Source organism: Moorena sp. SIO1F2, from assembly GCF_010672755.1.
GTDB lineage: Bacteria > Cyanobacteriota > Cyanobacteriia > Cyanobacteriales > Coleofasciculaceae > Moorena.
In genome coordinates, this window is the sequence record NZ_JAAHFV010000006.1 from 21,696 (window position 1) to 35,996 (window position 14,301).

The 14,301-nt window shown below is 44.8% G+C and carries 12 protein-coding genes; 4 read left to right on the forward strand and 8 right to left on the reverse strand.

Annotated features, from left to right (window positions below; translation table 11 throughout):
• Positions 1-236: 236 nt before the first annotated feature.
• The 3 genes from rplI to gloB form a co-directional block, all read right to left on the reverse strand.
• Complete coding sequence (gene rplI / locus F6J94_RS01805; protein WP_075901951.1) at positions 237-695, reverse strand: 50S ribosomal protein L9; 459 nt, start codon at positions 693-695, stop codon at positions 237-239.
• A 199-nt stretch (positions 696-894) separates the two neighbouring features.
• Entirely contained in the window at positions 895-1,440 is a 546-nt protein-coding gene (locus tag F6J94_RS01810) for an EF-hand domain-containing protein (RefSeq protein ID WP_293036303.1), read from the reverse strand.
• A 120-nt stretch (positions 1,441-1,560) separates the two neighbouring features.
• The gene (gene gloB, locus F6J94_RS01815) at positions 1,561-2,334 is read right to left on the reverse strand and encodes a hydroxyacylglutathione hydrolase (RefSeq protein WP_293036306.1); all 774 of its coding nucleotides are present in this window, start codon (positions 2,332-2,334) and stop codon (positions 1,561-1,563) included.
• Positions 2,335-2,705: 371 nt separating this feature from the next.
• On the opposite strand from gloB, the gene panB reads away from it, so the two are divergent.
• The gene (gene panB, locus F6J94_RS01820) at positions 2,706-3,488 is read left to right on the forward strand and encodes a 3-methyl-2-oxobutanoate hydroxymethyltransferase (protein WP_293036309.1); all 783 of its coding nucleotides are present in this window, start codon (positions 2,706-2,708) and stop codon (positions 3,486-3,488) included.
• Between the two features lie 30 nt (positions 3,489-3,518).
• A complete protein-coding gene (locus tag F6J94_RS01825) occupies positions 3,519-5,255 on the forward strand; it encodes a glycoside hydrolase family 9 protein (protein WP_293036314.1) in 1,737 nt (578 codons plus the stop codon).
• A 65-nt stretch (positions 5,256-5,320) separates the two neighbouring features.
• Here the strand turns inward: F6J94_RS01825 and fusA are convergent, their stop codons facing one another.
• The 4 genes from fusA to F6J94_RS01845 all read right to left on the reverse strand — a co-directional run bounded on the left by fusA (position 5,321) and on the right by F6J94_RS01845 (position 10,198).
• Positions 5,321-7,408 (reverse strand): elongation factor G, encoded by a 2,088-nt coding sequence (fusA, locus tag F6J94_RS01830; RefSeq protein WP_293017829.1) that lies wholly within the window; start codon positions 7,406-7,408, stop codon positions 5,321-5,323.
• Positions 7,409-7,726: 318 nt separating this feature from the next.
• Positions 7,727-8,020, reverse strand: a complete 294-nt coding sequence (locus F6J94_RS01835; RefSeq protein ID WP_293017827.1) for a hypothetical protein — start codon at positions 8,018-8,020, stop codon at positions 7,727-7,729.
• A gap of 435 nt (positions 8,021-8,455) precedes the next feature.
• On the reverse strand, positions 8,456-9,520 hold the full coding sequence (locus tag F6J94_RS01840) for an ABC transporter permease (RefSeq protein WP_293036317.1): 1,065 nt from the start codon (positions 9,518-9,520) through the stop codon (positions 8,456-8,458).
• Positions 9,521-9,679: 159 nt separating this feature from the next.
• Complete coding sequence (locus F6J94_RS01845; protein ID WP_293036320.1) at positions 9,680-10,198, reverse strand: adenine phosphoribosyltransferase; 519 nt, start codon at positions 10,196-10,198, stop codon at positions 9,680-9,682.
• Between the two features lie 175 nt (positions 10,199-10,373).
• Here F6J94_RS01845 and F6J94_RS01850 point away from each other — a divergent pair, with 175 nt between their 5' ends.
• Together F6J94_RS01850 and F6J94_RS01855 are read left to right on the forward strand one after the other, a co-directional pair.
• Positions 10,374-10,979 carry a DUF3038 domain-containing protein gene (locus F6J94_RS01850; protein WP_293036322.1) on the forward strand — a complete coding sequence of 202 codons (606 nt, stop codon included), beginning with the start codon at positions 10,374-10,376 and terminating at the stop codon, positions 10,977-10,979.
• Positions 10,980-11,422: 443 nt separating this feature from the next.
• Complete coding sequence (locus F6J94_RS01855; RefSeq protein ID WP_293036325.1) at positions 11,423-12,883, forward strand: DUF4335 domain-containing protein; 1,461 nt, start codon at positions 11,423-11,425, stop codon at positions 12,881-12,883.
• A gap of 139 nt (positions 12,884-13,022) precedes the next feature.
• On the opposite strand, the gene F6J94_RS01860 is transcribed toward F6J94_RS01855, so the two are convergent.
• Positions 13,023-14,015, reverse strand: a complete 993-nt coding sequence (locus F6J94_RS01860) for a ribose-phosphate pyrophosphokinase (protein ID WP_293017817.1) — start codon at positions 14,013-14,015, stop codon at positions 13,023-13,025.
• Positions 14,016-14,301 lie beyond the last annotated feature (286 nt).

Sequence of the window (14,301 nt, forward strand, 5' to 3'; positions counted from 1 at the left end):
AGTTCAGGGTAAAGGTCAGCTATGAGCTATCAGCGTGTCGCGTATCAGCTATCAGCTGACTAATACAATCTGAACAAATTAAGAACCTAAGGTGCGCTTTCCGTGATGGCGAACGCGCCCCGCGTGACCTACGGTCAAGGGATTGCTCGCCATCACGGGTCGCACCTGTTATTTAATTGACAGTTGACTGCATCATCCTGTCAACTCTCAACAAACTAAACAAACTATTAATTAACTTATTTGGGAACAACATGAATTTCTACAGTGGCTGTAACTTCTGGATGAAGCTTAATTTCTGCATTATAGAAACCAAGTTGACTAATCTCAGGGATAGTAATACCTCGGCGGTCTATTTCTTTGCCCGTAGACTCTTGGATTGCATCTGCCAAGTCTTGGCTGGTAACAGTACCGAAGATAGCATTATCTTCACCCAACTGCTTCGAGATAGTAAAGCGGCTAATGGTTTGTAGAGCAGTCTTCATCGACTCAGCTTGTCGCTTGATTTCGAGGATACGCTGCCGTTCTTGCTCTCTGCGCCGCTCAACTTGCTTGAGAACACCAGAGGTAGCCCTAACTGCAATTCCTTGGGGAATCAGATAATTGCGAGCATAGCCGGGAGCTACCTCTACCAAATCACCGTCTTTTCCAAGTTTATGAACGTCTTTGCTTAAAACGACTTGTACACGTTTTACCATAGTGTTTAATTTCGGGTATAGTTTAGAGTGAAGGATAATGCTTCGACAAACATTCCATCTTACGACAATTTGTAAGCGATCGCAACTTAGCGCTGAGTGCTGAGTGCTGAGTGCTGAGGGCTGAGGGCTCGGTGTCAATTAAAACACTTTGTGAACCCTTTCGGGGATAACATATCCGCCAATAGGCAAAACTAAATCATCAGTAGGAACCGAAAATCCAGTTTCCTGGAGCGTCTGGATCTTGACTGTAATAGAATTCGGTAACTAGATCTAATATCTCTTGTTTGTCAATGTAACCATCATTGTTCTGATCGAAGCGTCCAAAAATTTCTTCAATTTGACTGTCGTCAATACCGTAAGCCTTAAAAAACTGTCGGTATTCTTCCAGAGTAACTTTATCGTCTTTATCAGAATCTAATAGGAAAATAATCCCTGCCGCTTTAGCATTGACTACTGCTTCGTTACCGTCGGTGTCACTCAGGACATTTTCGTGATAAGTCAACCATTCATCCAAGGTCACTTGCTGGTCTTGATTCTGGTCGGTAAATTTTTGCACGCCATTCCAAATCCTCATGTAAATAGCCAGAAGATTGTCATAATATGGCGACCCCGGTGTCCAACCCCTGATCGCAGCAAGGTTATCAGTAATCCGTTCAAAATCGGCTTGGGTTAAAACACCGTTTGTTTGCTGATCGTACAGGTTAAACAACCTGGTCAATTTTCTCTGCTGCAATTCGCTAAGCATGGGTTTTTTCTATTGCTTGGATTAACTAAATTTATTAACTCAACCTTGATTATAGTCCAACTAATCAAGGGACATATTCTCAAGGAAATATGTCCCTTGATCAAGGCTTTATCAATAATCTTAGAATCGGTCTTTCATTTCCCGTAACCGTGCAAATGTCTTAACGGGTTCTTTTGCTTGAGCAGCCGACTGTAGGGCAGGCTCATCCCAACGTAAAAATGGATTGGTGTGCTTTTCAACCCCTAAGTGGGAAGGTACCGTTGCCTCTTTACGATCACGCGCCTCTTGGACTTGGGCAAATCTCCCTTGTAAGTCCAGGTTTTCACCATCGACACTCAGGGCAAATTGGATATTTTTCAGGGTGTATTCATGAGCACACCATACTCGTGTATTATCTGGTAAATCCCTTAGCTTGCTCATGGATTCTACCATTTGGCCTGGTGTTCCTTCAAATAGTCTGCCACAACCGCCCGCAAATAGGGTGTCGCCACAGAAGAGTTCACCGGTTTCACCAGGGACTACTGGGGGAAAGTAGTAGGCAATATGTCCTCTGGTGTGTCCGGGAACGAACAAGACTTCACCAATCCGATCACCAAACTCGACGCGATCGCATTCTTCTAAAAACACCTGTTGACCAGGAATCCGACCCCGGTCTTCAGCTCCCCCATATACACACACATCTGGAAACTGCTGCATCAACTGTCGATTTCCCCCCACATGATCCATGTGATGGTGAGTGTTGAAAATAGCCACTAATTCAGCATCCAGTTCTCTCAGACGCTGTACCACTGGTTTAGCCTCGGCTGGATCAACAACAGCAGCAATATTCCCCTTGGCGTCGTGTAATAAGAATATATAGTTGTCAGAAAGGGCTGGAAGTCGATGAACCTGCATAGTTTAACACCATCTGTTTAACTTACAATTTATATACCAAAGGGAACAGCGGATCTGGGAGTAGGGAGTAGGGAGTAGACGGGCCGATCTCAAGCTGGTGAACGCTGCGCTCAAGGAGCTGCGCTACGCCTTCCACGTGTTCGCCCCCTACCGCGGCATCCCGAAGTGCACGAAAACCAGGATTGTTCAACCTTTTTTATTACCATGATTAACCCATATAGTGTTAATGGGTTATAAATCAGTTGCACAGAGACATTACACTGAAGTCAGTAGTTCAAGCTTCTTTACAAAGATTTCCATAGTTCGGTTTAGTTTTTTTCATCAGCATCTTTCAGAATTATTAATTGGATTGACTGAAACTCTTATTGGTTATGGCAGTTACTATCAAGCAGTTGAATCAATGGAAACAACAGGAGCGCCAGATTGTGGTGCTGACTGCTGCGGATTATGCGATCGCTCAGCTGTTGGATGAAGCGGGAGTAGACATAATCATGGTCGGGGATTCTCTAGCAATGGTTACGCTGGGTTACTCGACAACGCTGCCAGTGACCCTTGAGGAAATGATTCACCATGCCAAAGCGGTCTGTCGGGGTGTTAAACGGGCATTAGTGGTTTGTGATTTGCCGTTTTTGAGTTATCAGGAAAGTCCTCAGCAGGCAATCCACTCTGCCGGTCGAGTTTTGAAGGAAACTGGGGCAGTGGCAGTGAAGTTGGAGGGAGGATACCCTGCCATGGCTGAAACTGTGGCCAGACTTACCGCTGTGGGAATTCCGGTGATGGGTCATGTAGGTTTAACACCGCAGTCTATTCATCTACTGGGTTTACGGCAACAAGGCAAAACAGCGGAAACTGGGGAGCGGATTTTGCAGGATGCGATCGCATTGGAGCAAGCTGGTGCCTTTGCTATCGTTTTAGAGCATATTCCCCCCGATTTGGCAAGGTCAATTACACAAAAATTAACTATTCCCACCATTGGCATTGGAGCTGGACCCAACTGTGATGGGCAGGTGTTAGTGACAGCGGATTTACTAGGGCTTTCCGAGCGCCAGCCACCCTTTGCTAAGTCTTATGTTAATTTGCGCGAGGTAATTACCCAAGCCGTGCAGGAGTTTAGTACAGAGGTTCGTTCTGGAAAATTTCCAAAAGACCCATAATCAAGATATCATTGAAGTAAAAGCTTCACGATGAAAATAGATAGAAGATTTTTTATTATTGGCTGGATTAGTGCGATCGCTTATGGATTTTTTTCCAAGCTTAATGCTCAACCCTATAATCCAGCAGCTAGAGGAAAAATTGTTATCAATCAAATAGGCTATTACCCAACTGGGCCTAAGTTGGCTTTCTTAATCAATGCCCCCAATTCGGAAAAGAAGCAGGTTGAACTGGTTGATTTAATCACTCACAAAACGGTTTTTGTGACCAACCTGGGAAATTCTGTAAGCGATAAAGCCAGTAATGATAAAATTAGAGTTATTGATTTTACTAAATTCGATAAATCAGGTAGCTATTACCTCAAATACGGCTATAGTCAGTCTTATCCGTTTGGCATTGGTAAGCAAATCTATAAGGATACCTTTACAAAGCTACTCCGGTCATACTATTTGCAACGGTGCGGTGTTGCTGTAAATGATTCAGTATCTGGAGTAAAACATCCCCCCTGCCATCTCAAAGATGGGATTATTGCCCACAACGATGAGTTTCATAAAGCTGGTGACTTCAAATCTGCCCAAGGTGGCTGGCATAATTCTGGGGATTTTGCTAAATATGTTGCGCCAATGACAGTCACCATCGGACGGTTGTTAAACTTGTACGAGCAATATCCTAAATTATTTAGGGACAACCAATTAACTATACCAGAAAGCGGCAATGGTAGACCTGATCTACTCGATGAGGTCAAAGTAGGATTAGATTGGCTGTTGAAGATGCAGCGGGAGGATGGTGCTGTCTACCGCAAGTTGTCAGGAAAGAATTGGCCAGGGGAAATTCTACCCAATCAAGATACTCAAGCACGGTACATTTTTGGGATTTCGACACCTGAGACTGGCAAGTTTGCAGCAGTAATGGCAATGGCTGCTAGAGTTTATACTCCCTTTGACAAGCAACAGGCTCAAACCTACTTACAAGCGGCACAGAAAGCCTGGGGGTTTCTCCGAAAACAGCGATCTATGAAGGTGGATTGGCAAGAAGGAGATGACACCGGTTCAGGTAAGTATCTTTTTGGAGAGTGGGATCAGCAAGAATCCTTAAAAACCGATCAAGATGACCGCTTCTGGGCAGCCGTAGAACTGTATATTACTACAGGGAAGACTAGCTACGAAAAATACTTAGCTAAAACTATCACCGCCTTCGACTATGGTGAGTTTGGTTGGAAAGATCCCTCTCCTCTAGCAATGGTTAACTATTTGGTGCAGAAACAAAGGAAGGGGTCAGACAAACTGAAATTAGAAATCACAGCTAGGCTGATGAGAAGGGCGGATACTCTGATGGAAAAGATTAACCGTAGTGGCTACCGTTTAGCTATTGATAAATTCCATTGGGCCTCTAATCACAAGATAGCTGAAGAAGGAATTACCCTACTCTATGCCTACCGCATCACTGGGAATCGAGGCTACTACAAGGCAGCTGTTGAGCAGTTAGATTATTTGCTGGGGCGGAATCATTTTAATCTTTGCTTTATTACCGGTGTTGGTAGCAACTCCGTGCGTAATGTTCATCACCGGATTTCCCGAGCTAAAAAAATTGTCATCCCTGGTCTGATGGTAGGGGGTCCTAATACTGATGCCCAGGATGGGATTGCGCCTAAAGGGTTGGGAATGTTGAGTTATGTGGATGATGAGCGGTCTTGGGCTACTAATGAATATGCTATTGATAACAATGCTTCGGTGATTGCCTTGATGGGCATGGTGATGGCACAGACTTAATCATTGATAACATGATGTTCCTGGCCAGTCTAAAAGCAGCCAGGAACTCTGGTTAAATCAAAAGATTATTTAGCGGCTTCCTCGCGTTCCTTCACTTCTTTAATCACCTCTTCTGCCACATTATTTGGGCAAGGGGCGTAGTGGGAGAACTCCATTGAGAACTGACCACGACCGGATGTCATAGTACGCAGGTCACCAATATAGCCAAACATCTCACTCAAAGGCGCATCTGCCTTAATGCGAGCACCAGTAAGAGTTTTCTCCTGAGACTTAATCATCCCACGGCGGCGATTGAGGTCACCAATTACATCCCCCATGTAATCTTCTGGTGTGAATACATCCACTTTCATAATTGGCTCTAACAATTGAGGTGAAGCCTTGCCAAAGGATTGCCGATAAGCAGCCCTGGCCGCAATTTCAAAGGCTATAGCCGATGAGTCTACGGGGTGGTAAGCACCATCAGTCAAGGTAACCTTGAAGTCCACACAAGGGAATCCAGCCAACAGACCCTTTTGAATACTGCTTTCAAAGCCCTTTTGCACAGCAGGCCAAAATTCTCTGGGGACATTACCACCAGTGACCTTGGACTCAAACTGGAAGCCAGTACCGGTTTCACCAGGTTCAATAACGTAATCGATTTTACCATATTGACCAGAACCACCAGACTGCTTCTTGTGGGTATAGCTGTCTTCGATGCGCTTAGTAATGGATTCACGGTATGCCACCTGGGGCTTACCTACCTCCACCTCAACGCCATGAGTCCGTTTAAGGATATCAACCTTAATGTCTAGGTGCAGCTCACCCATGCCCTTAATGATCGTTTCCCCACTTTCCTGGTCAGTTTCAACGTGGAAAGATGGGTCTTCCTGAACCATCTTGCTTAGGGCAATGCCCATTTTCTCAGACGAACCTTTTTTCTTAGGTGCGATCGCAATGGAAATCACGGGGTCTGGGAAGACCATCGGCTCAAGAGTAGCAGGATTTTTCGGGTCACAGAGGGTATGCCCAGTCTGGACATTTTTCATCCCAACGATGGCAACAATATCACCTGCCTGGGCAGAGTTAATTTCTTCCCTGGAATCCGCATGCATTTCTACCAAACGACCAATACGCTCAGTTTTACCGGTGAAGGTATTAAGTACTGTGTCACCCTTGGATAAGGTTCCTGAGTAGATACGGGTAAAGGTCAGAGCACCAAAGCGGTCATCCATGATCTTAAATGCCAAAGCACGCAAAGGTTTTTCTGGGTCAACATAGGCAAGTGTACCGGTTTCGTTACCTTCTAAATCGATTTCTGGCTGGGGTTTGACTTCAGTGGGATTCGGCAGGTAGTCAACTACAGCATCAAGTACCAACTGCACTCCCTTATTCTTGAAGGATGAACCGCAGTAGGTAGGGAAGAAAGCCAGCTCACGAGTTCCCTTGCGAATGCAACGCTTAAGGCTTTCGATATCTGGTTCTTCCCCTTCTAGATACTGTTCCATCACTTCGTCATCCTGCTCCACAGCCATTTCAATTAACTGCTCGCGGTAGGTTTCCACATCATCAACCATGTCGGCGGGAACATCTTGAATCTCATAGTTCATGGGATCCCCAGACTCATCCCATACCCATGCCTTACGGGTTAGCAAATCCACTAAACCCACAAAATCGTTCTCAGTTCCGATCGGCAGTACCATTACCAGAGGCTTAGCACCAAGGACATCTTCTACCTGCTTAACCACTCGGTAGAAATCAGCCCCCAGACGGTCAAGTTTGTTTACGTAGATAATCCGAGCAACTTTTGAATCATTGGCGTAGCGCCAGTTAGTTTCTGACTGGGGTTCTACACCACCTGAGCCACAGAAAACACCAACGCCACCGTCGAGAACCTTGAGGGAACGATAAACCTCAATGGTAAAGTCTACGTGACCTGGGGTATCAATAATGTTGAGTTGGTGGTCTTTCCAGAAACAACTGGTGGCGGCAGACTGAATAGTAATACCGCGCTCTTGTTCCTGTTCCATAAAGTCCGTTGTAGCTGCACCTTCGTGAACCTCACCAATTTTGTGGATTTTCCCGGTAAGTTTTAGTATCCTCTCTGTTGTAGTTGTCTTGCCTGCGTCCACGTGAGCAAAGATACCGATATTTCGATAAGCAGTGAGGTCTTTCATAGTTACTCCTTATATTTACTCCTTAATAAAATTTAAACAAAATCTATGCATATTAACAATATGCCCAGCAGCGGTGTGATGGTTGTCGTGATCAACAAGCAAGAGGAAATATCAATCAGAGAATAACCAGCCCTCCCAATCATTGCCTGTTCAAAAAAATTAATCACGGAACGACGGTTATATTGCTCTATCGGTGATTCAGCAGCTGCTTTGAGGTTAGGGCTATGAATTATCCCCAGTCAAGCCAGAGAGCTTGGGCAAATGCGATCGCTATTTTTGGGACTACTTGAATAGTCTGCTTGTGTCACCTAATAGCCCTTATCCGTAAGAAAAAAACTCAATTTGAGGTACCAATGGGTCTTGAACAACACCCACACCAACAAACCCCCACCGTTCCAGCAAATTCTTCAACTGACTCCCAGAAACCGACTCTACAGAAAATTGGTCAGCTAAATCAGCACCGTGGGTATTGATATAACTCAGGGCATCAAAGTGTTCGCGAAACATCAACAGATATCCAGCGCCAGCCTCTGGGCTACCAGCTTTGGGTTGGGCAACCAGATAACGACCGTTCCTTCTAGAAAGAATCAGATAATGAATTTGGGTAAACATCTTGAAAATAGGTAAGCATTCAGCTATCAGCAGTCAGCAGTCAGCTAATCAACGGAAGGTATAAAATCAGCTTACTGAGTGGTACTGCTGCTTGAAAATCCCTGCTCATTTTACTCATCCGACCCAGTGCAGTGAAAGTGTCTGCTAGCACATCAATTAGCGTGCGGGTAGCGCATTAGCTGATAGCTGATCGCTGATCGCTGACGGCTGAATACTTACGAAAATAGTGCTGAGGCACGTCCGCGAGTTAGCAAGGCAGCTATGCTGAAGGCATAAGGCAGGAGGTATTAGGGACAATAGTTTCAGTTTTTTTTCCTGATTTAATCAAAGGTCTTATTCTATTTTGGTTGTAAACAAAAATTGACCTAAAAAGGTAACTTCGGACAAGGAAACACAGAGTTACCACTTAATCCTTGAGACTTCATTATCCATTGTCTATTTCAAATCTTCCAGACGAATGCGGGGATCAACTACTTTCAGCAGCAAGTCTGCTAACAAATTACCCAAAATCAGCATTGTAGCCCCCATCATCAAGCTTCCCATTACCAGATAGAGGTCTTGAGCAGTTACCGCCTGTAAAATCAAACGACCTAAACCTGGCCAGTTGAAGAAAATTTCAGCAATAAATGAGCCACTGAGTAGAGAAGCAAACTCAAAGCCAAGGATGGTAATCAGAGGATTGATAGCATTGCGCAAGGCATGGACATAGATAACTCGATTTTCTGGGAGTCCCTTAGCACGGGCTGTCTGAATGTAGTCTTGCCGTAGCACATCAAGTAATTCACCCCTAGTAATTCGCTGTAGACCAGCAAAACTAGTAATGGATAGAGCAATAGTTGGCAAAATCATATGCCAGCCAATATCCAAAACCTTACCAATGGCGGATAAATCATCATGATTGATACTGGTCATACTACCGACAGGAAATAAGGGGGAAAGATTCTGGGCAAGGATGAGCAGCAACAGAGCAGTGATTAGGCTGGGGAAACCCTGACCTGTGTAGCTAATGACTTGTAGAAATCGGTCAGTGGTGCGATTCTGATTGACAGCAGCCAGGATACCGAGAGGAATTGCGATCGCCCAAGTAATAAAGATTGAGGCTATTGCTAAGAGTAAGGTGGCTGGTATCCGCTCCAATAACAAAGAGGAGACGGGACGGAAGTAAGCGAAACTGGTACCAAAGTCAAATTTGGTCACAACTCGTACTAGCCAACGCCAATACTGCACAATTGCTGGCTGATCTAAACCAAATTGCTCCTTGAGTTCCTCGATGCGTTCCGGGGAAATTTTGGGATTTTGCCTGAGGGTATCCAGAAAATCTCCCGGTGCAAGCTGAATAATGGCAAAACTTAGAGCAGATGCCAACAGCAAGGTCAAAAGACCCTGCAACAGTCGCTTGACCACGTATAGAAAGGTCTCACTCGTGACCAGAAGTTTTAGTCTATGCCAAGCCCCATCAAACCGATTGATAATGCTAGAATCTCTAGTAGAAGAAGTCATATAATAGTCGTTAGTTGTTAGTCATTCGTCATTGCTTTAAAGTCCTTTAATTCTTAATTCTTAATTCTTAATTCTTAATTCTTAATTCTTAATTCTTAATTCTTATAAACTTATCTTTTGAGCAATGACTAATAAGTAATGGTTAAGTATAATGGTTAACTAATAGTCAACCAGGGTGATCAGGGGTACATCAGGCAGTTGCTGACGTCCACCTAAATCCCGTAATTCGATGATAAAGCCAAGACCTACCACTTGACCGCCTGCTTGTTCTACCAGGTTGACTGTAGCTGCTGCTGTTCCTCCAGTAGCAATTAAATCATCAATAATCACAACCTGGGAGTTAGGTGTGAAAGCATCTTGATGGACTTCCAACTTGTCTGTGCCGTATTCTAGGTCATACTCAGCCGAGTATACCGGTGCTGGTAGCTTACCCGGTTTGCGCACTGGGACAAACCCAGCCCCGAGTTGGTAAGCTATAGGTGGTCCAAATATAAAACCACGAGACTCCATACCCACGACATAATCAGCCCTTACTCCTGCTTCCTGAAATTTTTGAGCTAAGGTATCGATAGTGTAGCGCAGTCCTTCTGGATTTCTCAGGAGGGTAGTGATATCCCGAAATACAATCCCTGGTTTGGGAAAGTCAGGGATATCGCGAATCAGAGATTTTAAATCCATCGGTAGGTGAAGTTAGTTATCAATCGGGTTTGAATCAAACTATAGCTTGCCATTCCCTTTCTGTAAAAGCGTACACTAGAAAGCTGAACCTTGTGTGATTCCTTGGAACAAATCTATTCAAAAGGTTTTCGCTGTAGGATAAGCGCTATTAGAGTGAATCTTTCGACGGACCGTAATGCTGACCAATAGTCCTGCTTCCCAGTCAAAGCCAATAATTTTAGATAGCCTACCTGATTTCAGGATTCCAGCTCAGGGCTGTCCACCACGAACTCGGTTGCATATTGACCTAATTTTACTAGCCATTGAAGCTCTGGAACTGGGAGGTTCTGAGGCGATGCTATTGGCGGCTAGAGAGCTGGAACTTCAGGACATTATTAAAAATCGTGTTGTCCTGTGGCGTATGCGCTCTACCAATCCCTGGCGGCGCTCTTACACACGACGTCCTTTAACTCCAGAAGAAGCTAAGGCTCTAGTGGTGATTGCTAGTCATATGGCACGCCGAATGACCGTTCTGATTAGGCAGTTGTTGACCGCTTATCAACAACTGCTGGAAAAGCAGGTGCCTCTAGAACAACATTTTCGCCTATATAAGTATTTGGAAAGGTTCCAGGCTCATTTTCGCAGCCGGATGAACCCCCGTCGCTCTAAAGTTGCTGCCTATAACTCTCAAGAAAAGTTGAATGAACTGGCAATTTCTCTATTGAGTCAGCTTCTGTTCTGTACAGGCACTTCTGGAAGGCAAAGATTATGGACTAGTTTGTTTGATGGGGAATTGCCTTGAATGTTGCCGTTGCTGATTATCGCCATGCCATCAAGTATAGCCAGATTAATTAACCATTACCAATTATCCATTACCCTCAATGCTATTCTAAGAGGTTGAACAAAAATGAGCGACCCATTCCCCCACTTCCTTCAGGTGGGGGTTAGGAGCGCAAAAATATGATATAATGACATCATCTTGAGCGGTACGGCGAAGGACAGACGAGATTCTGAGCAACCCTGAGGCACGACCTCTCTACGATTGGGAAAATTAACCTATAAATCCTTTGTAGTCGGTTCATAAACGTCAGACTCTCAGGTAAAAGCTTCATTGAATAAGCCCCATAGCGGAAACGACTTGGGGGAACAGTCCAGCAAAAGTCCTGGATGTTCGGCGAGGATGCCGCCTGTCGCGAGGGATAAACCCTTGTAATCAAGACGGATACCCACACCACGAGAACGCAGGTGGGGGAAGCATTCATAGGGATTTTTCAGCAGGAACAGCCGATGACAATTCGACGCCAGTACAGTCTTCCCAACTGTACCCTAATCCTGGAGGGTTGGAGTAATAGTACCAAAGGGGATGGGTTACAGCCAGATGCCCGACCATTGCTGACAACTCTAACTAATGCGGAATGCCATTTAGGGGCTATGAACCAACCCCTAAGTGGTGGCCGGGATTTTTTTGAGGACTTGGTACATAGTGTAAGCCGCTATGCTCAGGAATTTTTGTCTAAAGTGCCTCACCCCCAACCCCATGCTGAGAAACCAGCTAAGGTGCATCTGCAGAAAGTCGAGGACAAGAATTTGCATCGACTGACACTGCAAGATACTCCTGGGTCACGAGGAATGACCAACTCAGGGAAACCTCTCCATGTAGATTTGAACACAGTGCAGTTGTTTGACTTGGTGGAGGCGATTGACCAGTTTTTGGCTGATGGACGAACCCTACCAGATATTAGTGTTTCGTTACAGCCTGTTTCTAAGCACTATCGCCAAGCTGAAAAACCAGTAACCGAGCGTACTGCCCCCGCTGCACTGGGAATGGCAAGTTTGGCTCTAGCTGCGATCGCATTTTTCTTTGTACCGATTCCAGAAGTACGGGAACCCGAACCTTCCCTAACACGGGAAAATGCCAATGAAACCACTACCCCAACTGGGGAGAGTGACCCTCAGGCAACACCAACACCAACACCAAAGGGAACACCACTCTCGATTGAGGAGCTAGAAAAAGTCCTGACAACTGCACCAGAAATTACTGATCCCACAGAGTTGCGCTATATACAAAGAAGCTTGCAAAAGCGAATTTTTCGAGCTTGGGGGAACCGGAAACAGTTTGCTGGGAATTTAAAATACCAGGTTAGTGTTGGCAGAGATGGCGCGATTTTAGGCTACAAACCTGTTAATGGCACACCCTTGGATGGGTCAGAGCAAACCCCCCTGACTGAGTTGCTATACACCAAAACTTCAGACAATATTGCTACCCAAGAACCTATTGCTCAGTTCCAGGTGTTATTTAAACAAGGGGAAGACGAAGGGATACTGGAAATCAGTCCTTGGGATGGTTATCTTGGTAAGATTACCCTAGGTCCAGAAATCACTGACATCGCTGTCATTAATGATTTGAAAGACAAAGTGTCTCAGACAATTCGTGACAGTTGGAATAAAACCTCTAGCTATCCTCAAGATTTAACTTATCGGGTAGGTGTGACTGAAGAGGCTATCATTGCTGATTATGAAGCAATTGATAAAGAGTCTTGGGATTACTCCCAAGAAACTCCTCTAGAACGCCTAATCAAGCCAGCAGCAGCTGGAATTGGTGGCGAAGGGACTGGGTTAGTACCCCAGAAGCCCCTTGGTCATTTCCGAGTAGTGTTTAAGACTAATGGTGAGTTAGATGTTAGTCCCTACAGGAGCAACGAATAATTTACTGTGGAAAATGGAATTTTGGCTGATACCCAGTTGCGTTCTTGGTTGACCGTTAACCATTGCTTGTTTCGAGTCAACACTTAACACTCAACACAACTGTTTAAAATTAAAATCCCCCCTGCTCCAGGGGGGATTTTTAACGAAACATACTGCTGACAGAAGAGTCTTCATGAATACGCCAGATGGTTTCACCCAATAAGTTAGCCACTGAAAGCACTGTCAGCTGTGGAAACCGTTTGGCGTCCGGTAGTGGAATAGTATTGGTAACAATTACTTCTTCAAACACCCCACTAGAGAGGCGCTCTACAGCTGGTGGGGAAAACACGGCATGGGTTGCACAAGCATAGACTTGGCGAGCCCCCTCTTGACGCAGTACTTTGGCAGCTTCACAAATCGTGCCAGCGGTGTCAATCATATCATCGACTAACACCGCAGTTTTACCCTTGACATCCCCAATCACATTCATGACTTGAGCGATATTGTGAGCTTGCCTGCGCTTGTCGATAATCGCAAGAGGAGCATCATATAGCTTTTTAGCAAACGCTCTGGCTCTAGCCACACCACCAACGTCGGGGGAAACTACTACCAGATCGGTTAGGTCTTTAGAAGCCAGATATTGTAGCAATACTGGTGAACCGTAGACATGGTCACAGGGAATATCGAAATAACCTTGAATTTGAGCGGAGTGCAAATCCATTGCCAAAATCCGATTAGCACCAGCTCCAGTAATCAGGTTAGCCACCAGTTTCGCTGTAATGGACTCACGGCCAGCGGTTTTACGGTCTGCTCGAGCATAACCATAGTAAGGAATCACAGCAGTAACTTGCCGCGCTGAGGCTCGACGGCAAGCATCGATCATAATCAGTAACTCCATCAGGTAATCATTCACCGGATAGCAAGTCGGTTGAATCAGGTAAACATCACACCCCCTGATGGATTCTTGAATTTGGACATAGAGCTCCCCATCAGCAAATCGTTTCCGTACCATCGGTCCCAAGTCGAGTCCTAGATAGCGTGCCACTTCCTGAGAAAGGGAAACATTTGCCGAACCAGAAAATAGTCTTAAACGATTGTTATCGGCTATCTGGGGCAGAATAGGTTGAAGCTCTAAAGTAACTGAACTGCTCACAGCAAACCCTCGAAGCTTATTTCAACGCGATCTTAACATTCTACGAATATCCCTTTTATAATAATTTTTATAATTATTTATTTAAATTTGATTAATATTTTATTAATTTTTATAGCGTTGACCTAACAGAGGTGTTGAATAAAGACACTATATATAGTGTATTGCCATCACAGGAACCTGATAACTCAAGCAGGTTTTTTAAGTTTCTTACTCAAATCTGAAAATTAACTATTGTACTTAATTCGATCAACTGTACATCTAGTCAAGTAAGGTAGTTATTTGAGAT